The 23,788-nt window shown below is 45.4% G+C and carries 22 protein-coding genes; 16 read left to right on the forward strand and 6 right to left on the reverse strand.

Going from position 1 to position 23,788, the window contains the following annotated elements; genetic code table 11:
• Positions 1 to 153 precede the first annotated feature (153 nt).
• The 3 genes from AC5JL3_RS07510 (at position 154) to AC5JL3_RS07520 (ending at position 4,611) form a co-directional block, all read left to right on the forward strand.
• Positions 154 to 357: a UPF0175 family protein gene (locus AC5JL3_RS07510; protein ID WP_496073951.1), complete on the forward strand. Its 204-nt coding sequence runs from the start codon at positions 154 to 156 to the stop codon at positions 355 to 357.
• 36 nt (positions 358 to 393) lie between these two features.
• On the forward strand, positions 394 to 4,113 hold the full coding sequence (locus AC5JL3_RS07515; RefSeq protein WP_496073891.1) for a hypothetical protein: 3,720 nt from the start codon (positions 394 to 396) through the stop codon (positions 4,111 to 4,113).
• Between the two features lie 159 nt (positions 4,114 to 4,272).
• A complete protein-coding gene (locus AC5JL3_RS07520) occupies positions 4,273 to 4,611 on the forward strand; it encodes a P-II family nitrogen regulator (protein ID WP_192220638.1) in 339 nt (112 codons plus the stop codon).
• A 95-nt stretch (positions 4,612 to 4,706) separates the two neighbouring features.
• On the opposite strand, the gene rdgB is transcribed toward AC5JL3_RS07520, so the two are convergent.
• The 3 genes from rdgB to AC5JL3_RS07535 all read right to left on the reverse strand — a co-directional run bounded on the left by rdgB (position 4,707) and on the right by AC5JL3_RS07535 (position 7,273).
• Positions 4,707 to 5,279, reverse strand: a complete 573-nt coding sequence (gene rdgB / locus AC5JL3_RS07525) for an RdgB/HAM1 family non-canonical purine NTP pyrophosphatase (RefSeq protein ID WP_496073892.1) — start codon at positions 5,277 to 5,279, stop codon at positions 4,707 to 4,709.
• Between the two features lie 72 nt (positions 5,280 to 5,351).
• Complete coding sequence (locus AC5JL3_RS07530; RefSeq protein ID WP_496073893.1) at positions 5,352 to 6,782, reverse strand: phosphoglucomutase/phosphomannomutase family protein; 1,431 nt, start codon at positions 6,780 to 6,782, stop codon at positions 5,352 to 5,354.
• A 152-nt stretch (positions 6,783 to 6,934) separates the two neighbouring features.
• The gene (locus AC5JL3_RS07535; RefSeq protein ID WP_496073894.1) at positions 6,935 to 7,273 is read right to left on the reverse strand and encodes a hypothetical protein; all 339 of its coding nucleotides are present in this window, start codon (positions 7,271 to 7,273) and stop codon (positions 6,935 to 6,937) included.
• A gap of 363 nt (positions 7,274 to 7,636) precedes the next feature.
• Between AC5JL3_RS07535 and AC5JL3_RS07540 the strand changes: the two genes are divergently transcribed.
• The 8 genes from AC5JL3_RS07540 to AC5JL3_RS07575 all read left to right on the forward strand — a co-directional run bounded on the left by AC5JL3_RS07540 (position 7,637) and on the right by AC5JL3_RS07575 (position 16,871).
• On the forward strand, positions 7,637 to 8,473 hold the full coding sequence (locus AC5JL3_RS07540) for a photosystem II manganese-stabilizing polypeptide (protein ID WP_496073895.1): 837 nt from the start codon (positions 7,637 to 7,639) through the stop codon (positions 8,471 to 8,473).
• Between the two features lie 672 nt (positions 8,474 to 9,145).
• The gene (locus tag AC5JL3_RS07545; RefSeq protein ID WP_496073896.1) at positions 9,146 to 9,922 is read left to right on the forward strand and encodes an RNA polymerase sigma factor SigF; all 777 of its coding nucleotides are present in this window, start codon (positions 9,146 to 9,148) and stop codon (positions 9,920 to 9,922) included.
• A gap of 349 nt (positions 9,923 to 10,271) precedes the next feature.
• Entirely contained in the window at positions 10,272 to 11,213 is a 942-nt protein-coding gene (locus AC5JL3_RS07550; RefSeq protein ID WP_496073897.1) for a hypothetical protein, read from the forward strand.
• Positions 11,214 to 11,262: 49 nt separating this feature from the next.
• Positions 11,263 to 11,583: a hypothetical protein gene (locus AC5JL3_RS07555; RefSeq protein WP_496073898.1), complete on the forward strand. Its 321-nt coding sequence runs from the start codon at positions 11,263 to 11,265 to the stop codon at positions 11,581 to 11,583.
• 25 nt (positions 11,584 to 11,608) lie between these two features.
• Positions 11,609 to 12,901: a histidine--tRNA ligase gene (gene hisS, locus AC5JL3_RS07560; protein ID WP_496073899.1), complete on the forward strand. Its 1,293-nt coding sequence runs from the start codon at positions 11,609 to 11,611 to the stop codon at positions 12,899 to 12,901.
• Positions 12,902 to 13,099: 198 nt separating this feature from the next.
• Positions 13,100 to 16,111: a hypothetical protein gene (locus AC5JL3_RS07565; RefSeq protein WP_496073900.1), complete on the forward strand. Its 3,012-nt coding sequence runs from the start codon at positions 13,100 to 13,102 to the stop codon at positions 16,109 to 16,111.
• A gap of 61 nt (positions 16,112 to 16,172) precedes the next feature.
• The gene (locus AC5JL3_RS07570; RefSeq protein WP_496073901.1) at positions 16,173 to 16,634 is read left to right on the forward strand and encodes a hypothetical protein; all 462 of its coding nucleotides are present in this window, start codon (positions 16,173 to 16,175) and stop codon (positions 16,632 to 16,634) included.
• Between the two features lie 39 nt (positions 16,635 to 16,673).
• Positions 16,674 to 16,871: a hypothetical protein gene (locus AC5JL3_RS07575; RefSeq protein ID WP_496073902.1), complete on the forward strand. Its 198-nt coding sequence runs from the start codon at positions 16,674 to 16,676 to the stop codon at positions 16,869 to 16,871.
• 64 nt (positions 16,872 to 16,935) lie between these two features.
• Here AC5JL3_RS07575 and purT read toward each other — a convergent pair whose 3' ends face one another.
• Complete coding sequence (purT, locus tag AC5JL3_RS07580; RefSeq protein WP_496073903.1) at positions 16,936 to 18,108, reverse strand: formate-dependent phosphoribosylglycinamide formyltransferase; 1,173 nt, start codon at positions 18,106 to 18,108, stop codon at positions 16,936 to 16,938.
• 115 nt (positions 18,109 to 18,223) lie between these two features.
• Between purT and AC5JL3_RS07585 the strand changes: the two genes are divergently transcribed.
• The 3 genes from AC5JL3_RS07585 (at position 18,224) to crtW (ending at position 21,027) form a co-directional block, all read left to right on the forward strand.
• Positions 18,224 to 18,925: a DNA-binding response regulator gene (locus AC5JL3_RS07585; protein ID WP_496073904.1), complete on the forward strand. Its 702-nt coding sequence runs from the start codon at positions 18,224 to 18,226 to the stop codon at positions 18,923 to 18,925.
• A 27-nt stretch (positions 18,926 to 18,952) separates the two neighbouring features.
• Positions 18,953 to 20,077 (forward strand): THUMP domain-containing class I SAM-dependent RNA methyltransferase, encoded by a 1,125-nt coding sequence (locus tag AC5JL3_RS07590; RefSeq protein WP_496073905.1) that lies wholly within the window; start codon positions 18,953 to 18,955, stop codon positions 20,075 to 20,077.
• 119 nt (positions 20,078 to 20,196) lie between these two features.
• The gene (gene crtW, locus AC5JL3_RS07595) at positions 20,197 to 21,027 is read left to right on the forward strand and encodes a beta-carotene ketolase CrtW (protein WP_496073906.1); all 831 of its coding nucleotides are present in this window, start codon (positions 20,197 to 20,199) and stop codon (positions 21,025 to 21,027) included.
• 86 nt (positions 21,028 to 21,113) lie between these two features.
• Here crtW and AC5JL3_RS07600 read toward each other — a convergent pair whose 3' ends face one another.
• Positions 21,114 to 21,350: a hypothetical protein gene (locus AC5JL3_RS07600; RefSeq protein WP_348259542.1), complete on the reverse strand. Its 237-nt coding sequence runs from the start codon at positions 21,348 to 21,350 to the stop codon at positions 21,114 to 21,116.
• 887 nt (positions 21,351 to 22,237) lie between these two features.
• Positions 22,238 to 22,561 carry a DUF1825 family protein gene (locus AC5JL3_RS07605; protein WP_192220622.1) on the reverse strand — a complete coding sequence of 108 codons (324 nt, stop codon included), beginning with the start codon at positions 22,559 to 22,561 and terminating at the stop codon, positions 22,238 to 22,240.
• 275 nt (positions 22,562 to 22,836) lie between these two features.
• On the opposite strand from AC5JL3_RS07605, the gene AC5JL3_RS07610 reads away from it, so the two are divergent.
• Positions 22,837 to 23,232: an NINE protein gene (locus AC5JL3_RS07610; protein ID WP_496073907.1), complete on the forward strand. Its 396-nt coding sequence runs from the start codon at positions 22,837 to 22,839 to the stop codon at positions 23,230 to 23,232.
• 5 nt (positions 23,233 to 23,237) lie between these two features.
• Positions 23,238 to 23,786, forward strand: a complete 549-nt coding sequence (locus AC5JL3_RS07615; RefSeq protein ID WP_496073908.1) for a helix-hairpin-helix domain-containing protein — start codon at positions 23,238 to 23,240, stop codon at positions 23,784 to 23,786.
• Positions 23,787 to 23,788 lie beyond the last annotated feature (2 nt).

The raw sequence follows: 23,788 nt of genomic DNA on the forward strand, positions 1-23,788 counted from the left end.
ATTGCGCTCCACTAAATTATCTGCTTGTGACACTCAAAGGGCGGAATGTGGGTTTATGATTTTATATTTGTTATAAATTTAGGTTGCCAGCTTTCCTAACAGCCGACCACTGCTATTAGAGATAAGCCGTTAGAGGCAGACTATCTAAAAGCGATCGCTTATTTTCAAGAAAAAAAACTCTCCTTGGGTAAAGCGGCTGAATTAGCAGGAATGAATCGGCTGGATTTTATGGATATTTTATCCCAAAAAGGGATTGTGATTTTCGATTATGACGAATCGGATCTAAATACTGAATTGAGTGGTATCACTCAGTTGCGATTTGACATCGATTCGCGGCGCTGCCCGAACAATGTCTAGAATCAGGGAAATATGCTTTGAGAAGGCGATAGGCACTTGAAGACAGCAGAAGAACTCGAAAAAATAACTGATCGCGCAAAGTTCGAGCTTTTAGTAACTTCAGTACTTCGTAAAGATAACAGAGATTACGCAGCTATTATACATACTGGTATCAATGCTCAAGGGGAAACAATCAGGTCGCCATTAGACGGATTTTGTCGAGTTCCTGAAAGTGTTCCTCCTCGCTTCATAGTTGTGGAACACACCACTACAGATAGAGACGGGCTAGAGAAAAAGTGGCTGTACGACCACAGCACTGCTAAAAGCACTAACGTTTCTGAAAGTAAAGATGGCGACTTATTGAAAGCTGGTCGTGAAGCCCAAAAAGTTAGAAAAGATTTTCCTGATGCTAAATTTACAGTCATCTTGACTACAAACCAGCATTTATCTAAAGGAGTTGAACTTTTAAACAAGGTGTACAAGAAGGCAGCAGAACTTGGAGTTGATGTTGATATCTGGGAGCAATCACGATTAGTTGACTTTTTAGATTCTACTCCTGAAGGTCACTGGCTTCGTAAGGAGCACCTTCATATTGAGGCTCAAATGTTATCTGAGTCTCTGCTAGGTAGGCTTTGTGAGCAGAGTTTAGCCAATTACGAAAAGCAATTCCTAACGAGTCCTAATAGTTGGGTTTACCGTGAGATTGAAAGCCAGATTGAAAAAGGGACGCATACTAACACATACACAATTCAGCTCCTTATTGGTGAATCTGGCTCTGGCAAAAGTGCGGCGGCTTATCAAATATTAAAAAAGCACTTAGGCTCTGGCGGATATGGTTTGTGGGTATCTGACGAATGGCTTAGGGAATGTACCTCCCTAGAAACCGCCATTGATAGAGTTTTACGAGACCTTTATCCAAGTTTGCTACCTGATGCCGGGAGAGTTGCACTGCGAATTATCCCAGAGGGTTCACGACTGCTGCTAATTGTTGACGATGTGAACCGAGCGAATAACCCTACAAGACAAGTGGAAAACCTCGTTAACTGGTCTAAACCAAAGCAGTCAGAGCCATCTGATTTACCATCGTCATTCTCACCGTACTTTGTTATATGTCCTGTATGGTCTCAGATTTTGGGGTCTATAAGCCGTGATTTAAATGAGACAGCCTGGGTCAATAACGTCTTCATTAGCTCTATGACTTCAGCAGAGGGCATGGTCGCTGTTCAAACCACTACATCCGACGCTGGTATGGAAATCACAAATACAGAAGCTATTTCCTTAGCTACAAGTCTGGGAAACGACCCTATCCTTATTGGCTTGTTTGCTTCACTATTATCAAGCACTCAGCCCTGTGAGTTAAATAGTCTAACTGAAAACGTTGTTGAGCGATTTATCAAGACTGCCATTAAACAAGTATCTTCTAGTCCAGGCACCCTTCTAGAAATCGAGTATCGAGACGCTTTATCTAGCCTAGCCACTTTCATGCTAAAGAACCGGAGGCTCTTTCCAAAGTGGAAAGAGATTCGGAACTGGTTCAGGGAATCTCCCGATGAGTTGACTGCATTGAGGGAGTTAACCAGACATGAGAAATTATGCCGATTAACGCCAGAAAAAAAGTTTATTTTTCGTCATGATCGCATCCAACAGACTCTTCTAGTGGAGAGCATGATTGAGATACTGACAGACACTAATCTAGATTTAGACATTCTATATGAGCCATTCTATGCAGAAATAATTGGTCGAGCGATCGCACGTTCTCCACAAAGTAAGGTGTTTCTGAGAGAACTGCGAAATCAGCTTCCCTTAGCCTTAGTGGAAGCAACACGGTGCTTTGGCACTCCCACCACTGATTATCATCAAGCAATCATCGAAGAAGTTAAAGAATGGGCAAATAGCAGTGCCACAACTGGCTCTGTTCCAGAATCAGTTCTTGATGCAATATGTTGGAGCTTGCGAGAAACAAACTCTTCGGCAGTGCTAGAAATAACTAAAAAATTCCCTGCTTACCGACCTGTTCTTCTAGCTCGTCTCCGAAATGGTTGTACTGTCAGTGGTGTTCGCTACTGCATCTATGAAAAAAATCGATATTATTTTGTACCTTCTTGTAAAGATAGCCTACGCGAGCAGATACTGGAACAAGCAAAACACCATCATAAAGAGAAACTTCTGATAGAACTCAGGCAAATTCTGAAATCGTATGATGCTACTGATGAATTGCGGGATGGTGCTCTGACATTAGCAGGTTTTTTAGGTTTTCCTGAGCTAGAAGATGATATCGAGACGTGTTGGCAACTTGCGACAGACAAGACATTTGTTCTTCCTGCAGCGATTTGGGCTGTCATTCAATGTTGTAGTACTGAGTTTAAAAAACTACTAGACCCACTGGTGACGTATTGGGCGGGGTTATCTGATGAAAAAGATTTATATGGCATTTTCTGTTGGACGTTGGTATATGGACTCAATGATGAAGTGATAAACTACTTTATTGCTCAGTGCAATGTCCACAAATCTTTGCACTGGTCAATCGCTAATATATTTCTTCCTATTGCTATTGAACACCCAGATGTCCTTGAGTGGCTTTTAAAAACTGTAGCTGACATCCAAAGAGTTGAAACAGATTCTGACGAATTATCACACTGGGCACATATCTTCGCATCCCTCTGGGTTCGTATCCGTTCTGCCAATTCAAATAGACAGAAATTATCACAAACTTCTATGGAGCGACTCAGAATTTTGTGGCAAAGCCTAGAAAGTGAGGATTTTTTGAAGCAGAAAGCATTTGATCTATGGATTGAAAGCGCTGATAATAACCAGCTTCAAGACTTAAAAGCTGTACAATCTAATTCAACCTTTTTCTACAAGGCATTGGAAAAGCGTATAGAACTAGGAGATCAAACCGTTGTCAAGGAGATTCTCCCTCTTATAGCAATGCATACTTGCTGGTTGCAGTTTGCTCATCAGGTGTGGTGTGATGAGGTTATGACCGCAGCAGAATCTTACTTAGAATCATTTAAGGATAACATTCCAACAGATTTTTCAGGTGGTTGGTTAGATGAACACTACACATTATCAAACTTACTTACTCTGATTCCCTTAAAAGATGCAGAAATGCTTCTAGAAAAGTATTGGGCATATCTAGGTTATAGTCCTCCATTTATCCAAGCTGCTCTGTATATTGGTACATCTAGATGTATAAATCTAGCTACATTCAGTATTAACCGATGTCTGGGTCATGTATCCGTCTTTAAAGGTATCAGTGTTACCTTCGGTTGTTCGATTCATAAAAAGAAGGATTATCTGACTGTACAGCATTTAGAAAGACTGGTGCCATACCTGAATTACCTAGATGAATGTGAACTATGGCTATTAGAGCAAATTTGTCAACAACTTGGGGTTCCTGAATGGGGTCAGAAATACCTTGCTACCAAACTTAATGAAAGCCATAGAAAGGAGTATTACCCATCCAATGATGACCTACTTCAAGAACTGGATGAGTTGGCAGCAAAGGAAAACGGTGTATGGCGAGTTACTAACTGGCTAGACAAATTTGAAAAACGGCACGTTTCAAAAAGCCGAGCTTTAACCATTGTAGATTGCTGGCTTGCGTTCAATCCTACCGTAAAAGGTCTCCAGATTGCTGCCGCTTGTATTCAATCCGTGGGTACTCGTAAGGATTTGTCTATCTTGGATCAATACACAATAGAGGGTTCACCCAATGAGATTGCCAAGATAAAGGAGAGTACTCGATTTGCTGTTTATAGGGGAGCGCTAGATTAGGAAAATCAGCCTAGCGACTCTCCAGGTATAACACCAAGGCGATCGCTCCCTAAAACAAACTGTAACAGCAGTTACAAAACTTTCGCACTTGACGGTGCTAGAAAATGTCATGCTTGTTCTACAAAGCATAGATAGACAAATTAGTGAGGAGCTAAGACCTTGAAGAAGGTAGAAGCAATTATCCGTCCATTTAAGCTAGACGAAGTGAAAATCGCTTTGGTCAACGCTGGTATTGTGGGAATGACAGTTTCTGAAGTCCGGGGATTTGGACGCCAGAAAGGTCAGACTGAACGCTATCGTGGTTCTGAGTACACCGTTGAGTTCCTACAAAAGCTCAAGGTAGAAATTGTGATCGAGGACAATCAGGTTGACATGGTGGTAGAAAAAATCATTGCCGCTGCTCGAACGGGTGAAATCGGTGATGGCAAGATTTTCATCAGTCCTGTCGATCAGGTCATTCGGATTCGGACAGGAGAAAAGAATCTGGAAGCTGTTTAACTAATCTCATCCCAATTACTGAAGCTGAGGTACTATCCCTAGTTAGTGCCTCAGCTTCTAGCGCTGCTTGGTTATATCCACAGCATCAGCCAAGACTAAGCCAACTGGCTCAACTGAGGCAGTAGAGATTCAAAGGCTTTGCCGCGATGACTATATTGCCGCTTCATCTCCGGCTTCATCTCGGCAAACGTCAACCCTGGCTCTGGTAGATAAAAAATTGGGTCGTAGCCGAAGCCACCCGTTCCACGAGGAGCGCGTAAGATTTCACCCCGGCAGATACCTTCTGCTTGGAGAGCGATCGCACCATCAGGATGTGCGATCGCTACAACACAAACAAACTGCGCTTCCCGATTCAGCTCATTGCCAAGTTCCCCTAACAGCCGCTCAATCCGCTCTGAGTCTGTTTTACCGTAACGTGCTGAGTAAACCCCTGGTGCCCCATTGAGGGCATCAACTTGTAAACCGGAATCATCTGCGATCGCCCATTCTCCAGTTGCCTTCGCCACCTCTGACGCTTTTAGGCAAGCATTCTCGGTAAATGTATTACCCGTTTCCTCAATCTCCAATTCAGGTGGCTTTAGCTGTAAATCCCACCCCAAAGCTTCCAAGTAGAGCTGCATTTCCCGCAACTTCCCAGGATTTCCTGTCGCTACAACAAGTTTAGTCATTAGTCGTTGGTTGTTAATTCTTGGTTGATAGTTGCCCTGTATTCAACTAAATCACTAATGACTAAAGACAAATCATACAGAATTTGCCCAATCCTTCGCCCAGTTGAGGGTGCGACGTGCCTCCTCAGGAGTGGCAGCTTCGCAGTACAGTCGCAATACAGGTTCAGTGCCACTAAAACGAATCAGCAGCCAACTGTCATTAGCTAAACGGAATTTATATCCGTCCGTCGTCTGACAATCTACCACCGACTGCCCAGCAATTTCGGTTAAGGGCTGAGTTTGTAATTGTTCCAGCAACCGCGCTCTCACGTCCATCCCCGACAGATGTAAATCAATACGGTCATAGGCAGAGAAATAGCCTGTGCGCTCCTGGAGGCGTTTGTAGAGGTCACTCAGATCGAGTCCTGATTGGGCGATCGCTTCTAAAATGTACAGTGCTGAAAGCAAAGCATCTCGTTCTGGAATATGGTTCCCATAACCAATTCCTCCCGACTCTTCGCCACCTAGCAAGACGGGAGTTGTTAACATCCGATCAGCAATGTACTTGTAGCCAATAGGAGTCTCGTAGACTGGCAACTGATACAAGGCAGCTACACGCGGAAACAAGTCTGAACCACTAATCGTTTTGACAAGTTCACCAGTAAAGTGACGCCGTTCTGCTAGATGTTCGAGCAAAATAGGGATGAGAATTTGAGAGCTTAGGAAGTTCCCCTCGCCATCGACAGCAGCAATGCGATCGCTATCACCATCAAACACCAGCCCCACTGCCAACTCCGTACCTTCTTTACGCCGATGAGTTCGCATTACCCGGAATAGCTGAGAAAGATACTTCGGCAATGGTTCTGGGGCACCACCACCAAATAAAGGGTCGCGTGAACTATTTATTTCCTGAATCGGAACACCCAATATTTGTTCTAAACCACCTGCTGCTGCCCCATGCATCACATCAGCATAGACAGTCAGCTTTCCTTGTCGAATCACCTCCTGAATTTGAGCTAGATCGACTTTTGCCCGCAGTGCCTCGCAGTAACTCAACCAGGGGTTAAATGTCTGAAGACTTCCAGGTTTTGTAACTGAGGACGGTTCCCAATCTAGTTGAGCTTCAATCTGCTGAGTAATTTCTGGGGCAACTGACCCACCAAACGCTCCTTTTACTTTTAATCCCAGGTAGCCTCCAGGATTGTGGCTTGCTGTGAGAACCAAAGCTCCTAGAGCGTTTTGTTGCTTCGCTGCCCAGCTAAATGCGGGAGTCGGAGCATAACTCTCTGAGAACAGGACATCAAATCCAGCCGCTGTCACAACCTCTGCTGTCTTTTTGGCAAAATCTTCTGCCATGAAGCGTCGGTCGTAACCCACAATTAGCGTGTTGCTACCCGTGGAATCACCATAAACGTCCGCCAAGACTTTTGCAGCCACAGGTGCGACCAAAGCGAGGCGCTCAAACGTGAAATCGGCGGCAATTAGCCCTCGCCAGCCGTCTGTCCCAAATTTAATTGATTGCACGGCAACCGGTATCACAAAAAGGTACTGTTTTTCTAAACTTTCAAGACCAACGGCAGCATCTTAGCACTTGTGATGCCCACTGTCTTGCTCGTGCTAACTGACGTTACTGATTATTTATAGAGTTCCCTAAGAGTCTCCCCTGCTCAAGAAGCTCATCCCTCTTTGCTCACGTCAGTCGTCAACACTTCTGGCTCTGCTTCCAAAAGAAGATTGCACAAGAGCAATTGCAGCTTCATTCGATCGATGTACGGCCAGCCTCCCGTTTCCTCAATATCTCTTAAGAGGGAATAAAGCGCCTGTCGATTATCTGGCAGCGAGGCTTGAAACAGGTTTTCTCGAATCTCCCGATGTGAATGCTCCAAAGCCCGAAGTAAAGATAGCAACGCTAGAGTGTTACCCTGATGGCTATCGGCTAAAGTCCGAATATCGGCAGTAATGGCTTGCAGTTTGACCTGTAATTGCCGCGACTCCAAATCTTTGTCACCGTTCATGCGATCAATTTCACAGAAATTAAGATTGACTTATAAAGTTAGCTGAGGCTTTGGGAGAGCTAAGTCAAGCGAGTAAAGGCGACCCTTCCCGTGTACAATGCTTTCTTAGAAGAACAGAGGCTCACGCATTCGGTGCCATTCTAAGAACGTTGCTCAATTATCGCAGCAGTTCAACTGAACGTATGCGCTAACCGAAAGTATTCGTGTGCCCCAAAATATAGCATGGGTAGAAAGTGAATTGTGGGCATCTCTTGTCGGCGTCTTGAGGACAGCAGTTGTTTCACTCCGATTCATTGGAACCCAATTCATAGCAAAACCCTAACAGAAATTTTCAGATCTAGAGATTGACGATTGAGGTTGACCATGAGGTATCGCGCTTTCATTGTTGCCTTCCTGGCTTTGTGCTTAGGAGTGCTAACAGCTTGTAGTGATGGTTCAGCTAATGCGACCAGCACTGAGAAATTAACCTATGACCAGATTAGAAATACTGGACTTGCGAATAACTGTCCACAACTGGCAGAAACCACTCGCGGTTCTATTCCCTTAGATTCCGGACAGTCCTATGTACTGCTGGATGTGTGTCTACAGCCAACGACCTTCTTTGTCAAGGAAGAGCCTGCCAATAAGCGGCAAGTGGCAGAATTTATTCCAGGCAAGTTGTTGACACGGTACACGTCTAGCCTTGACCAAGTTCGAGGAGACTTAAAAGTTGGTGGAGATGGAAGCCTAACCTTTATTGAAAAAGATGGTTTAGACTTTCAACCGATTACAGTACAGTTGCCGGGTGGTGAACGAGTACCATTCCTGTTCACGATTAAAAACCTAGTTGCCAAGACTCAATCGGGTCTAGACAGCATCAACACCTCTACAGACTTTGAAGGCGAGTTTCAAGTCCCCTCTTACCGGGGCGCTGTTTTCCTCGATCCGAAGGGTCGTGGTGTGGCATCTGGATACGACAATGCGATCGCCCTTCCCTCTCAAGCTGACCGGGAAGACTTAACTCGTGCCAATGTTAAGCGGGTGGAAACTATCCCTGGTTCTATCTCCCTGCAAGTCGCCAAGGTCGATAGCCGTACTGGAGAAATTGCTGGTACGTTTGAGAGCGAACAGCCCTCAGATACTGACTTAGGTGCGGCTGAGCCAAAAGAAGTACTAATTCGAGGTATCTTTTATGGTCGAATTGAACCCGAACAAGTGTAGAGTTTAGCGCTGTTTAACTCCCTTGGTGAGTAACGCGCTGACTGGCTGCTTAAAAAAATAGTCAAACTGGGGCAAATGCCCCTTTTTTATTGCACAGACCTTCAATAGGAAACTTAGTTAAGGTAACGCTTGCTAATCACTCTGTAGAGAGAATAAATTGAGCCTTATTTCATGTAGTTTTCGTACCTCAACTCAACAGTTTTGCAAGAAGGCTCGGTGCTTCAAATAATCTCACTCCTAGAGGTCACAAAAGACCGACAATCACTCTTTTGGTGGTTTCAACCACTTTATAATCTATGGCTATTGACAATCTCGGTTAACCGCTATATGGTAATTAGCTTGTTCTTCTATCGCTGTAAGAACCACCAGTAAGCGTTGGGGAGCGATAAGACTGTTTCAGTAAAAATACCGTTTTTATTAGGACTCAAGTCAGTGAAATTGCGGTTTTAATAAATCTTGATTGAATGTTAAGATTAGTCAAACAGCATCTCTACTAGTTATAGGATTGAAGACTTTAAAAAGCCGTCAATCTTTTCCCGGCTTAAGTCCGTCATTTCATGGGTGCAAAATAGCTAATGGCTGTGTTCCAAATCACAGCGACTACCTTTAAAGAGGACTCCTACTAGAAAAAGAGTCTTTGATCAGACTGTGCTCTACCACCCAATTAATGCTATGTCCACTCCTGTCACCCATGAACTGAAGCACGAAAGTCTACGGTTGTTGCGAGAGTACCAATTAGGCAATTGTGCTAAGATCCGCAATCAACTAGTTCATCTCAACTTCGGACTGGTTAGGAAAGAGGCTCACCACTGGGTTAATCAGTGTAGTGAGAGCTATGAAGATTTACTTCAAGTTGGCTGTATTGGTCTAATTCGCGCCGTTGAGCGATTTGACATAACCAAGGGAAGCGCTTTTAGTTCGTTCGCCATTCCTTACATTCGTGGCGAGATTCAGCACTACTTACGCGATCGCGGTTGTTCAGTTCGTATCCCGCGACGTTGGCTAGCACTACGACAGCAGTCTGTGGAAGTTACCCAAAACCTACGGGGTAAGTTTAATCGACAACCAACAGATTCTGAAATAGCAGCAGCTTTAGATATCTCTCTGGCGGAATGGCAAGAAATCAAGCTAGCTCATCAAAACAGGGAACCTCTAAGTTTAGATACACCGATTGGGGATGCAGACGAAGGCTCCACTAGCTTAGGCGAACTTGTCCCCGATCCTCGCTATCGGAGTTTCCAGTTAGCGCAAGAAGACCAAATTCGTCTACAACAGGCTTTAGCCCACTTGGAACAGCGTACCCGTGATGTTTTAGAATTCGTGTTTTTACACGACCTAACTCAAAAAGAAGTGGCTGAACGATTGGACATCAGTGTTGTAACGGTTTCCCGTCGCGTTAAAAAAGGACTGGATTCACTGAAAAAGTTAATGGTTGGAAGCGAACGTTAAAATTGAAAGACGGTGCAACTCATCCTTGGATTCTAGCCACTAGGGTACAGCCAGTCACCGTATCACCAGGTTTGGTAAGTGCTAACTCACATAAGCGATCGCACAAAAACCCTACATTTTGATAGTTGATTAGTTGGAGTTATTTAGCACAGCTTTTACCAAGCTAATAGGCATTCAACTTAGCATTTCGCTCTTGACACTTAAACGGTAAGGAAAAGGAATAAGAGTAAAGCAACTATTCCTTAAACACGACAAAGCTATAATAGATTATTGACATATCTGCTGATTGATCGATTTCTGATAGGGTAATTTCGACAGCCTTGGTAATAAAGGTTGGGGGGAGGGATTAATGCGTAAAGCTTCATTATTTGTGTTAGTGGGTGTGGCTCTATTCATCGGGGGCTGCCCAGCAGGGAACGAAGGTGAGGATGTTAGTGAGATCACACCTAGCCCATCGCCTGTTCGCCGCCAACGTACTGCTCAACCCTCACCCTCACCTGCCGCAACACCATTTGCTAATCCTGTAGCACCCAGGCAACCGGGAAGTGCGCCAGCCGTGACAGGCTTAGTTCCATCTCTACCAGCAGAAGTACGAATTGGTCAGATTCCTAAAGGGCGGACTGATCCATTTGCGGTAGTTCCAGTGCAACCGCAAGTAGAAGTAACGCAAACTGGTCAGGGTCGGGGTGGCTCTACCGCTAGACCCGTGCCTGTACTTCCCCAACTTCCACGCCCCGGTGGTGGTGGAAATACCGGGACGAATCAACCAAGAACATCTGGAGGGGGAACAGCTAGAGGGGGAACAACTGCATCCAGAGGAAATGTTGTCCCTCGCACGACTCGACCGGCACCAAGAACTCCAGCAACTAGCCGTCCTACCGCTACGCCAGGTCGTCCTAATAATGCAAATGGCAATCCTATTTTGCCTCCCCCACCTCCAACTCTGCCAGGATTAGTACCAGAATTGCCGCCGTTACCAGAACCAGAAATTGCACGGGCGATTGCAGTAACAGGAGTTGTTCAAGCTGGAGGTCGGACTAATGCCATTGTGCAAGTACCGAATGAGCCAACTAGCCGTTACGTGCAAGCAGGACAGCGGTTAGCCAATGGACAGGTGTTAGTCAAGCGGATTGAACTGAATCGTGGTCCTACTCCGGTGGTGATTTTGGAGCAATACGGTATTGAGGTTGGCAGAGCAGTTGGAGAAGCCCCAGTAGAGGCTGCTGAAGGAGCAGGGTCACCGAGTGCCGCTTTACCTCCACCCCCGCCAGTTGTTCGACCGAATGTTTAGTCTCAAGTGTGAGTACTACCTGTAAAGCTTGGATGTAGGAGTTTAGAGCGTGCAGCAGGGAGTGAACGAACAGCCGCGATCGCCTAATGAGCAGCTTCAAAGGCGATCGCAAATCCGTTGTCCTGGGTTACCCTTGGCAATATATCGGGAGGTGGCGGCTCATTTACGGCAAGTCACAGGGGTGGAAGCCGAGTTGATTCCTCAGACATCACAGCAGTTTGACTACAAAGACAGTCAGATTGGTGGCTTGTTGATTCAGTACACCGAGGCTGTTGATTTAGAGAATCAAGAACGGGTGAACCAAATTTTGGCGTATTATCAAAATCGCTATGGTGCTTGGGAAGACGTAACGACTGAAGTCGTGCCGTGAGATGTAGATTGGAAGCGAAAATTTAATGGGTTCGATTCAGGCTTTACCAGGAACACGAGACATACTGCCAAACGAAGTTGGGTATTGGCAGCACGTCGAAGCGATCGCACGGCAGATTCTCACGAGGGCGGCTTATCAGGAAATTCGTCCCCCGATTTTTGAGCGAACAGAGTTATTTGAACGGGGGATTGGGGAAGCGACAGACGTGGTTGGGAAGGAAATGTACACCTTCAATGACCGCGCTACCCCACCCCGTTCTGTGACACTAAGACCAGAAGGGACAGCCGGAGTAGTCCGAGCCTTTATCGAAAATAGTCTTTATGCAGCCGGAGGTGTACAACGCCTTTGGTACACAGGTCCGATGTTTCGTTACGAAAGACCTCAAGCGGGTCGTCAGCGGCAATTTCACCAACTAGGGGTAGAGGTAATTGGTAGTGCTGACCCACGGGCAGATGCTGAAGTGATTGCGATCGCCACTGATATCCTGAAAACGTTGGGACTTTCTAACTTGAATTTAGACCTCAACTCCGTTGGAAATCCAGAAGACCGACAGCAGTATCGAGAAGCGCTAGTCAACTATCTAACACCTTACAAGGATGAGTTAGATAAAGACTCTCAGGAGCGTCTAACTCGTAATCCGATGCGGATATTAGACAGCAAGGATAAACGTACTCAAGAAATTGCAGCTAATGCTCCAAGTATTTTGGACTACCTTGGCTCAGATTCTAAGCGTCACTTTGAGCAGGTAAAGCAGTTACTGAGTGATTTAGGAATTAGTTATAAGCTCAACCCTCGCTTAGTACGAGGTTTAGACTACTACACCCACACCGCCTTTGAAATCCAGTCTGATGACTTGGGAGCGCAGGCAACAGTTTGTGGTGGCGGTCGCTACGATGGATTGGTAGAGGAATTGGGTGGAGCAAAAACACCTGCTGTCGGTTGGGCGATTGGTCTAGAGCGTTTGATACTATTGTTGCAACAACTCTCGCAACCGTCGCGCCAAGCCCTCGATTTTTATGTCGTCTCGAAAGGCGAAGCGGCAGAATCACAAGCGCTGAAACTGGCGCAAAAGCTTCGTCAGGCTGGGTTTGCTGTAGAACTGGACTTGAGTGGGAGTGCCTTTGGTAAGCAGTTTAAACGAGCCGATCGCAGTGGTGCAGTCGCTTGCTTGGTTTTGGGTGATGCTGAAGCAGAGCAACAAACAGTGAATTTGAAGTGGCTGAAGTCTAAGGAACAGGAAGCGATCGCACAAGCTGACTTGCTGGAAAAAGCCGAGGATTTACGCCGCAAGATTGCTCACATTCAACAAGCTGATTAGTTGTTAGTCAACGATCTTCTGGTAGACATTAAACTTAAGAAATTAAATTACAGGCGTATGGGAAAATTGCCGCCATCGAAGATGAAAATCTTCCGCCCTTGCCTATTTTCATAAAGGACGTTAGATGATATTAGGTTCAAGGGCGGCAGCACCTTCCAACGTCTAAACTAATGGCTACGAGAAGAACCACTAACAACTATGGATTATTGGGAATTTCTACTCCAGAAAGAAGGCGATCGCTCTTGGCGTCCCATTAAGTCGCCAAAATTTAAAATTGAAGCGGGTCGGTATCGGGTAGTGGCTCACTCAAGCTGCACCAATACTGATGTGGAAATTTGCGTGATGCATGAGTGTACCGAAGAAGACCCACCCAAGCGACGGTTTCAGAAGCGATCGCGTCGTACCAATCCAGAAGGGTTAATGGTTGTAATTCCCTTCACGTACCTTAAACCAGGGTCGTGGGAGTTACGTTGCTGTGGTGATATTATGTCCGACTTGCTGGGTAAATCCTGGAAGAAAGCGGTTCGTTTAGAAGTCTTACCCAAAGCCAGCGAAGTATTACAAGTTCCTGAATCTGTAGCACCAATAACAGACATCACCCAAGCAGAACTGGTTGCCAATTCTCCCTCTAACCATCTGTCGGAGAAAGAGAATCAGGAGCTAAGGGAGAGTAACGAAATCACAAGTCTAAACGGTAGCGAAGCCAGTCAGCAGGACATAGCAGAGCCTAGCCCCGTTTCAATCTTGGCACAAAAGGCTTTCCCCACTCTCCAACAGACGACGACTTCTGACTTTGACCAAGTTGTTGAACCTATCCCTATCGAAACCGAGGTTAGTCCGCTTACTCCCGTAGCCTCAGCCCTTTCCAATAACCAAGATGAGATAATGGAGGAAACCAAGGCTTTAGGGGCGAATCAGGAACAATTTACGGAAGAACAGCTAGACCTTGAGATGGATCAATTGATGGAGGATTTAACCTCTCTAATTTCTGAGGTCGATTCAGTCCCCACTCCCCAACTTAATGAGGCTAAGCTAGCCACCACAACAGACAAAATAATTCCCCTTCATCCAGTTGAGCGAAACAACAATCCAGAAACCCCAGTAGCAGCCAGCAACAATCCAGCAGAGGTGACAGCGGCGGCAAACCCGATTTTAGACCAGTCGCTGCAAATGCTGGAGCAAATTCTCCAGCAGGTGCTTGAGCCAGTCTTGCAAGAATTTGACCGACCTGAGCCTTCTAGTCAGGAGACATCAGAAACGCCTGATGCCGACTTCTCAGAAGAGGTTGTCAATGAGCAAGGGGTAATGTTAACCCTTAACGAAGACGCTTTAGTGGCGAGACGGGGTGAGCCTTTGACGATTACGGGGCAAGTGGATGCGTTGGAAGTCAATCAGCTCAGTAACGGTGAGCAGTCGAGTCCCTTGAACTCTATTTTTCATGGCACCCTGCGTTATGAATTGCGTGACCCTCAAACCCTACAAGTTTTGCTCAATGTCGAACAACCCTTACCGGAACAGGAGTTACCGTTAGCGTTTCGCCATACTCTAGAGATTCCGCCAGACTGCAATACTCGCCTGATATTAGGAAAAGCTGTACTTTATGGGTCAAGTTCAAGGGCTTTGGCAAGTCAACCGTTTAGTGTGACGGCTGATTTGGATGAGCTACTCGGAGCAATTATCCCGGCGAGTAAGGCAATGCCTGTCGCGAAAATGCTAGTTCTCTCTAACAAGCTTGCTGCTGCAGAAGAACTTCAGGAAGAGTTGTCCGAACCCGCACCACCACCGCTCAATCAGGCATTACTTGACTTGGTAGATGCTCCTAAAAGCCATCAGCCTATATCCTTGCAGCCAGCATCTCGACAGCCCCTACCGCCACAACTTAACAAATCTGCACCTGAGAAATTTGCACCTACTCCCAAAGCCTCAAAATTTTTGCAACTGCCTAAACTCCCCAAGGTGCCACCCGTTGCCCTAAGTGTTCCTGAGCCAGTTGAGGCTTTGGAGCAAGCTGCTTCACTCCAGGACGTTGGACAACTATTTGAGGAGGGAACGTCTGAGGACGATATCGTTGTGGCAGATTCTTCAGCGAGTACCTGGGATGCGATCGCCTGGTCAGATTCCTCCGTTTCTGTAATAGATTCCGGGCTAGATACTCCAGAGGTAACTGAAACGCTTGAGCCTTCAGCATTGACAAATTCTCAGTTAGATACCTCAGAGACAATTGATGTGCCAGCTACTGTTACGCCAGATGTTGATTCCCAGGAGAGTGAGTCGGACGCGCCAGAATTAGAGAAATCCACTGAGGCACCTGCTGCCAATGACTCTACGACTGTGGATAGTGCTTTTCAAGCCTTGAACCTACAAGACCGTTTCTGGTTGCGGCTGAATTCTCTGGCAGCCGATGCTGAATTATCGGAATGGCTGAAATTTGAGCTATCGCCGTCTCATCCTCCAACGGATGAGGAGGACGTACCACCACAAAATGACACTCCACTCGCTGACAACCTTGAAGTCACAGAACAGCCGAATTCTGATGGGCTACTGGCTGATTTTGATGAATCGATGTGGGAAGGTTCTGACGAGGTTGGGAATGTCCCTGCGGAGGTAGACCAACTACAACCACCAAATTTTGAAGAGGAGACGGCTTCAGAAGCGGAGGAATTAGCTGAGCCACCTTTGGTAGAGGTTGAGCCAATAGACTGGACGGCTCAAGAAATTGTTGTAGAAGACGAAGAAGAATTAACTCAACAACCAGAAGTCAAGCATGATGCTTCAGGAATGGCTTATCCGACAGAGGTGGTTAGTTCTGAACCGAAACCGGAACCGCTTTCCCCGCAGGAGTTGGAGTCGCCATTGCCAGCCCCTGTCCTCTTCGTCCCTTCGACTGAGTTGGCGGCTGGAGAACCTGTAATTATCCGTATCAAGTTACCGCCTCATCCGACGCGGCTGTGTATCAAGCTGTGGCTGCAAGATCGACAAAGCCGATCGCTTTTGGATGGCCCCCGTTGGTTGGTGGATTTGTTACCAGACGGTGCAGGAAATCTGGAGGCGATGACTCAGTTGCTTATCCCATTTGGCACGACAGAAATCCGGTTTGAGGCGATCGCAGTTGATATCTACAGCCAACGAGAAAGCCATAAGGTGACGGTTGATTGTGTTGTTGTTCCGCCGGATATGCCGGACTTCTCTCTAGATGACTTTGAGACATAACAGTCTCTATCGCTGAAGATAGGGTTAGGGAACATCGCTTACTCAAACAACCAATCTTACTATGGCTGCTCAATTAAGCACGGCTGAAATTAATGATTATCGGGAGATATTCCCAAACGATGACCCAGCACAAGAGGTTCTGACTATTCTGGACAAAAATAACGGTAGTTTTGATGACTCGTTGAATGAGATCTACAGCGAGAAATTCGGAAGCCTACCGGATATGCCGGAGGGCAAGTCGTTGTTGCAGATAACACTCAAGCAACTACGAGAGGCAGTCTGTGGGAATGAGGGGTTTCGCGCTCAAGTCTCGGATTACAACAAGAATCCCAGGAGTGTACCATTGCTTACGGGGTTGATTGTCTCTTTGGTAGGGGTGGCAGCCACTAATGGCTTTCCACTTGAAAGAGCGATCGCAACTGTTGTTGTCCTTTACATTCTTAAAATTGGACTCAATGTGTTTTGTGAGTACACAGAACCGTCTGCGAAAGACGCTTCCTCCCGACGAATCCCGGATGATTGAAGAACTCCCCAGCCCTGCTTGGTAAGCAGGACTAATTTATTGTCGTTAGAGAAATTGGGGAGATGGGGGAGATTCACTTCCACTCAAGATTTAAGTGATAGCGAAGCGCTGCTGCGTTCGCCCTTGGCGTTGCCGAAGGCTAGCGCAGATCGCATTTTGGCATTTATCGAATATTTCAACCTAACCCTGGCTAAACCGTTTGAGTGGAAGTATGAAGGCTACCCAGAAGCGGTCTAGACTGGTGGGTTATTTTTGCCGCACCGCACTAGTGCGATCGCTCCAAGCAAAACCACAGGTTAGATTAACTCACAATCTTTATTTTGTTGGCTGCTCTACTTGCTTTTTCCCTGGCTTCTTGTGTATCGTTTCCCTTAGCTAAAGCGACTCCCATTCTCCGGAACGGGCGGGAATCTGGCTTACCAAATAATCTTAAATCGACATCGGGTTCTGACAAAGCCTCAGCTACACCTTCAAACGCAATTGAATCCGAATAATCTTTGGCTAAGATTACAGCACTAGCAGAAGCTCCGAGTTGTTCAATCTTAGGAATGGGTAAGCTTAAAATAGCTCTGAGATGTAACTCAAATTCATTAAGGTTTTGAGAGATTAGAGTGACCATGCCTGTATCATGAGGTCGGGGAGAAAGTTCAGAAAAAATTACTTCATCTTTAGTGAGAAAAAACTCTACTCCGAAGATTCCAGCACCACCTAAAGCATCAGTAACTTTTTTTGCGATCGCCTCTGCTTCTCGAATCAGTTTTTCAAAAATTGCTACAGGTTGCCAGGACTCTTGATAATCCCCTCGTTCTTGACGATGCCCAATCGCTGGACAGAATATTGTCGGTGCATTCCACTGCTTAATGGTGAGTAAAGTAATCTCTAACTCAAATTGAATAAACTCTTCAACAATAATCTTTTGACTATCGCCCCTTGACCCTTCTATGGCATAATTCCATGCCCTTTCTACTTCAGCTTGAGAATTAACAGTCGATTGACCTTTGCCAGAGGAGGACATCACGGGTTTGACAACATTCGGAAAACCGATTTTTTGAGAAACCTCGATTAGCTCATCCAAAGTCGTTGCATAAGCATAGTTAGCCGTTCTGATGCCTAACTGGTGATGCGCCAATTCTCTAATTTTGTCTCGGTTCATTGTGTAGTTAGTAGCCATCGCTGTAGGAATTACCGTGATTCCTCTTTGCTCAAATTCCAGCAGTTTCTCAGTTCTGATGGCTTCAATTTCTGGAATAATGAAATCTGGCTGATGTTTGGTAACAACTCGTTCCAAATCCTCAGCACTTAGCATAGAAATAACTTCTGAGCAATCAGCGACTTGCATGGCTGGAGCATTCTCATAACGGTCAACAGCAACAACATAATTGCCCAGTCGTTGAGCCGCAATCACAAATTCTTTGCCGAGTTCTCCTGAACCAAGGAGCATAAATTTTTGAGGGAGTCTGAGGGAATCTGACATTGATTAGTTAAGTTCGAGCTAAATATTGCGCCAATTTATTGTAAAACTCGCTCAGCACTAGAGATAGAACAACTTTTAAACTCTACGCATGAGAATAAACGGTTAGGAGAAACCGATGACACCAGAACAACAGCAAGAAATTATCAATTTACGAGTTCAGAAGCTGACACCCAAGCAAATTGCCCGAAAGTTGGGATTGAAGGTGGCTGAGGTAAGTGTGGCAATTAAAGAACAAGCTGAGCAAACAACACTTACCCGTGCAGCTACAGGAGAACTAAATCCAGTAGTGGAGTGCCTAGTGAATGCTAGTTGTGCTGAGAAATTTCTGGAAAATAGCGCTACCCAAGAGCCAGAATCAGACGAGGACATGAACGGTGGGTTAGCGATTGTTTCAGTCACCCGACAAGTTGGTTACAATCGTTTAACTGTCTGCACGTATATGCTGGATTTATGGTGTCTGGGTGTTAAAGATACCATTGGTCCACGCCAGATGAATCGGATGAAGTATCTACAATTCATAGATGCTGTGTATCGTGGCTTTGCTGAAGAAACACAGAAAATTACTCTAGAACAAGCCCAAGCATTAGTTTTCAGCGCAATAAATTATGCGGGGCAGTTAGGGTTTAAGCCTCATCCTGATTTTGAGAAATCGCGATCGCATTTAGGTGAGTGGAGTGGAAAACTGAAAATCCAGTGTGGTCGTAATGGCAAGCCCTTTTACGTCAGTGGCCCCTATGACGACCCCAACAACATTCTCAAGACGCTTCGTGAGAATGTAGGGGAAGGCAATTTTGATTACAGCCTTGGAATAGGTTAATAAGCATAGCGCGATCGCCTACAACGAATGAACCACTACTTTGCTACGGTTGCCCGTGGACTAGAACCAATTGCTGCCCAAGAACTGAAACGTCTGGGTGCGACACAAGTACGTCCTGATTTCACTGGGGTGCATTTTGTGGGTGACGTGGCATTACTCTATCGCGTGAATCTCTGGGCGAGAACCATTTTCCGTGTGTTAGTGACGCTGCGGGAATTCCCCTGTCCAGATGCCGATCGCCTTTACCAAGAAGTCCAAAAAATCAATTGGGAGCAGTACCTCCAACTTCACCAAACCCTAGCAGTAAATGCAACAGGGGGCAATCAGAAACTCAATCACACTCACTTTACAGCGCTACAAGTCAAAAATGCGATCGTTGATCAACAGCGTCGCCAATTTGACCAACGCTCTAGCATTGATACCGAAAATCCTGATGTGTTGGTCAACGCCCACATCCATGAAAACCGTTGCATTCTAAGTTTAGATAGTTCGGGTACAAGCCTGCATCGTCGGGGGTATCGCCCTGCTGTTGGACTTGCTCCTCTTAAAGAAACGCTTGCCGCTGCGCTTTTGGAAATGGCTGAGTGGGAGCCAAGTCAACCATTTTTAGACCCATTGTGTGGTTCTGGCACCCTACCCCTAGAGGCTAGTTTAAAAGCGTTAAACATTGCGCCTGGGTTATTTCGTCAGCAGTTTGCCTTTGAGAAGTGGCTGGATTTTGACGAAGCGTTGTGGGATGAGTTGCTCAGGGAAGCGAATGAAAGCGAATTGCCGGAACTCAATGCCCCCATTTTAGGAAGCGATCGCGATGCTGATATCATCAGTCAAGCCCGCACCAATGCTCAACAATGTGGTGTTGCTGATCAAGTCACCTTTACTCAAAGGGAACTATCACAGCTAGAAGCACCAGCCGACAGTGGAGTTCTTATCTGCAATCCTCCCTATGGGGAACGTCTGGGAGAGGCTAAAGAACTGGGCGAACTTTACAAACTACTTGGTGATGTCCTTAAGCAACGCTTTAAAGGTTGGACTGCATTTGTTTTGACTGGGAATAAGGAATTGGCAAAACGGGTGGGGCTAAGAGCCTCTCGCCGGATACCTGTGTACAATGGTGCGATCGCCTGTACCCTCCTCAAATACGAGCTTTATTAATAGGGGATTGCAAGAATCTCTGCCTACTCCTTGCGACAAATTGGCGAAATCATTTGATTTTTGCAGATTTATCTCAAAGGAATGATTATGCCTTGGTAGCATTTGTGAGAAGATAAATAGTGTTACGATTTGTAACGTTACAAATCTTCACGACAACGTTACGCCTTAGTAAACGAATGATCGAACTTGACCACGTACCTCTACTGCAAGCAGAATCTACACGAATAGCGAGAAGTGAAGATACAAATTACGGGCTTTTAGTTGCTCTTTCAATCCTTGCCATTTGGGCAATTAGCTTAATCTTTTTAGTCTCCTTAGATGTTGATAAGCTTCCAGTTTATTGGATAGTGTCAGCCATGATTTGGCAAACCTTTGTCTATACAGGTTTGTTTGTCACAACTCATGATGCCATGCATGGAGTCATATTTCCAAAAAACCGAAAAATTAATAACTTCGTCGGTTCAGTAGCTGCTCTAGTTTATGCCCTGTTTTCGTTTAAGAAATTATCAGAAAAGCATTGGCAACATCATAACCATCCTGCCAGTGAACTCGACCCCGATTATCATGATGGCAATCACAAAAACTTTTTCGCCTGGTATTGGCAATTCACAACGGAGTACTGGAGCTGGACAAGACTTTTAGGATTGATGGCAATCTTTAATCTCGTTACACACACCCTACATATTCCAGATGCCAATCTTACATTATTTTGGGTAATACCCTCTATTTTGAGTTCAGTACAGCTATTTTACTTTGGTAGCTTCCTGCCTCACAAAGAACCCAAAGAAGGCTACACGAACGCTTGTCGTGCTAAAAGCAATCAATTACCAGTTTTCTGGTCATTTATAACCTGTTATCACTTTGGCTACCATCAAGAACATCACGAGTATCCTCATGTTCCTTGGTGGCAACTACCAGAAATTTATAAATTGAACAAAGGAATTTCTTGAGACGTGATTTTCATGGCGTGTTGAGTTGCCAAGCTTTGGAGGTTTAAACAGCGCACAGCTCTAATACTAGGCTGTGCGCTGTTATTTTATGAACTGACGGGCTGTTTTAAAACCTTTTGTAGTTCTTCTAAAGAATTTTCAGCATCCTCTAGCTGCTGTCGGACACTACCGCTATCACCACATTTTTTGCAAAGCTCAGAGTGCAATTTCCTTAAACGCTCTACCTTAGCTTTCACCTCTGGAAGTTTTGCCTGGGCGTCTTGAACGGCTTTTAAACGAGCTTTTCTTTGTGTGTAATCATCAACTGATTTGTAGTTTGGCATGAACTAATGCACTCCTGTTAGGTCTAGTAATATGTAGAGTCAGCACATAGCTGCCCATCTTTGGGGTGAGAACAGCTTATAAGCGGTTGTGCCTTCAAATGGGCTATTACAGCATTCAGTTACAGGGGAAGAAGCAAGGGAACAAGGTAAACTCTTACGATTCGCGTCCGTTGCTTTTTCTTAAAATTAACTGGCTTCACATAGCAAATTAAATGCACGAGCGCCTGAAAACACCCTCTTGTTTCCATAAGGGTACGCCGTTCAGAACTCAAATAAAGTATAGATAACTTTAGGGAAGGCAGGGAAGATGGGAGTGAACCTCCCCTCAGTCAGCTAGTATCAATAATGGTGTACAGTTATGATTTTTAAGACTTAGTAGATTTCTTAAATTCAGTGTGAAGAATTTGTGAAGAAAGTCAATGGTTTATTTAGTCCTATCCTGCGGTAGATGCTACGATTTACCTCTACAGTAAGCTTCCGGCGTTCTGGATTGGATACAAACGACAGTTGAGAGTCACAGATTATTATGAGCTTTGTGTGTAACTTTTACACAAGTCATCTTAGAAAAAATTCTTTCTGCTCCGTTTATTATTTTTAACAAGAGTCTCTTTTTAAGTATTAATATCCACTGCATCCCTTAAGATTCAGTGGGTTGTAGAACTTCTAGTTTCTGGACAAGGTTATCAATAGCAAGTTCTGGTAGCACGGCTGTCTACCTGATTTGTCGAAATTCCCTAATCATGAGTAGGAAAAACAGCCCTTGTTTTCCTCAAAGCATCCAGCAAAACCCTACGACAAGCTTTTCCTCCTCGTCACTTGTCATCGGTGCCGTTTTATTGACCTGTCACTCAAGGACGAATAATGGATAGACTACTGATCGGCGATCGCTAAGGTTGCTTTTCTATCTCTGACTTCATCCGCTTCAGAGTCATGTTCATCTGGTCGAACATTTGCTGAGGCGTCATGCCAAATTGACCAAGCTGTGTATTAAGTTGTTCCACAGTCATCTGTGCCATAAAGTCGTCAGACAACTCAAAGCGCTTCATAAAAATGCGATAGCGCTCCATCATGGATTCCATCTGCTCGATAAAGATTTTTTTCCCTTCGAGGTCAAACTTGCCGTAGCTGCCTCCCAACTGGATTAGAGACTGATAATCTTCAAACAGCTGCTTGGCTTCTTGTTGTACGATTTCCGAATCAAAGAACCCCATTGCTCCTCATCAACCAAGTAGGTTGTACTACTGCGTCGTCATAGTCACATTTTAGTGGAGCGTAAAGCTTCCGTATAATTCGGTTTTCCGTATTACTACAGGAGGGGGAGATGCTCTCCAACGCAACAAAGGCAAGAGGGACTGTTTAGGTTCGCTTGGTCACGAACGAATAAAGTCATTACCGCTTCTACGACAAACAGCGTAAGTCAATATCATAGAAAAATGAATCGCTGATTCTTTCTGCAAACAGAGCTACATCACGGGTCGGAGCAAATATGTTGAGCAAGCCAAAAAATCGAAAACTTGCGGCAATCTTAGCCTTTAGTGGGGCAGTGGTACCGATCGCTGGATTCCACAAGTTTTATTTGGGGCAGCCACTTTGGGGAATGTTGTATTTGCTACTTTGCTGGACACCCATTCCTAAGGTCGCTAGTGTAATTGAAGGATTTTGGTACTTGGCACAAGGTCAAGATGAGTTTGACCGTAATTTTAATCTGAATGTAATTCCCGCAGGTGCGTCGGTACAGACTCAATCGGTGGGAGTTGACCCAGCGCAGGTGGGAGCGATCGCAGATGCCCTCCGACAGCTAGATAGCCTACGCCAGGATGGCTTGATGTCAGAATATGAGTTTGAGCAAAAGCGTCGCCAATTACTTGACCGTATTGCATGAGGAAAATGGCACTGTTTGACTGGCTCACTCCTGCTGCTCGACTTAATCCAAATTGGCAAGCCATCCGGACGCGGCTCCAGAGCGACCCCTACTATCGGCTGAAATCAGCAGAAGAAATTGCGGTAGCCGCAGCACTAGGCATCAAAATTGATGTTAATCAAGCAAGTGTCGATGATTGGCTAAGATTACCAGGACTATCAATTCATCAAGCGCGATCGCTTTTTGAACTCACTAAGGCAGGTGTTCAGTTTTGCTGTATGGAAGACTTAGCGGCAGCTCTGAGTGTACCCGTACAGCGGCTTATGCCGTTACAGCCGATTCTGAGTTTTTGCTATTACGACGCGGAGAGTCTTTTAACACCTCAGCCAATCAACCCAAATACAGCAACGGTAGAACAACTCACGAAAATCCCAGCAGTTGACTTATTTCTTGCCAGAGCGATTGTACAAAATCGTCATGAGTTGGGCGCTTATCGTAATCTTGCCAATTTCCAACAGCGTCTTTCTCTAAACCCTCAGTTGATCTCTGAGCTAATGTACTACTTGCGATTCTGATT

The organism is Symplocastrum torsivum, assembly GCF_059505465.1.

What these genes read in the sequence shown, in the direction of transcription:
- AC5JL3_RS07565 (WP_496073900.1), top strand. Translation starts at nt 13,100, where the DNA reads ATGGATTATTGGGAATTTCTACTCCAGAAAGAAGGCGATCGCTCTTGG.
- AC5JL3_RS07570 (WP_496073901.1), top strand. Translation starts at nt 16,173, where the DNA reads ATGGCTGCTCAATTAAGCACGGCTGAAATTAATGATTATCGGGAGATA.
- AC5JL3_RS07540 (WP_496073895.1), top strand. Translation starts at nt 7,637, where the DNA reads ATGAGGTATCGCGCTTTCATTGTTGCCTTCCTGGCTTTGTGCTTAGGA.
- AC5JL3_RS07585 (WP_496073904.1), top strand. Translation starts at nt 18,224, where the DNA reads ATGACACCAGAACAACAGCAAGAAATTATCAATTTACGAGTTCAGAAG.
- AC5JL3_RS07590 (WP_496073905.1), top strand. Translation starts at nt 18,953, where the DNA reads ATGAACCACTACTTTGCTACGGTTGCCCGTGGACTAGAACCAATTGCT.
- AC5JL3_RS07545 (WP_496073896.1), top strand. Translation starts at nt 9,146, where the DNA reads ATGTCCACTCCTGTCACCCATGAACTGAAGCACGAAAGTCTACGGTTG.
- AC5JL3_RS07550 (WP_496073897.1), top strand. Translation starts at nt 10,272, where the DNA reads ATGCGTAAAGCTTCATTATTTGTGTTAGTGGGTGTGGCTCTATTCATC.
- AC5JL3_RS07600 (WP_348259542.1), bottom strand. Translation starts at nt 21,350, where the DNA reads ATGCCAAACTACAAATCAGTTGATGATTACACACAAAGAAAAGCTCGT.
- AC5JL3_RS07605 (WP_192220622.1), bottom strand. Translation starts at nt 22,561, where the DNA reads ATGGGGTTCTTTGATTCGGAAATCGTACAACAAGAAGCCAAGCAGCTG.
- rdgB (WP_496073892.1), bottom strand. Translation starts at nt 5,279, where the DNA reads ATGACTAAACTTGTTGTAGCGACAGGAAATCCTGGGAAGTTGCGGGAA.
- AC5JL3_RS07610 (WP_496073907.1), top strand. Translation starts at nt 22,837, where the DNA reads ATGTTGAGCAAGCCAAAAAATCGAAAACTTGCGGCAATCTTAGCCTTT.
- AC5JL3_RS07615 (WP_496073908.1), top strand. Translation starts at nt 23,238, where the DNA reads ATGGCACTGTTTGACTGGCTCACTCCTGCTGCTCGACTTAATCCAAAT.
- hisS (WP_496073899.1), top strand. Translation starts at nt 11,609, where the DNA reads ATGGGTTCGATTCAGGCTTTACCAGGAACACGAGACATACTGCCAAAC.
- purT (WP_496073903.1), bottom strand. Translation starts at nt 18,108, where the DNA reads ATGTCAGATTCCCTCAGACTCCCTCAAAAATTTATGCTCCTTGGTTCA.
- AC5JL3_RS07535 (WP_496073894.1), bottom strand. Translation starts at nt 7,273, where the DNA reads ATGAACGGTGACAAAGATTTGGAGTCGCGGCAATTACAGGTCAAACTG.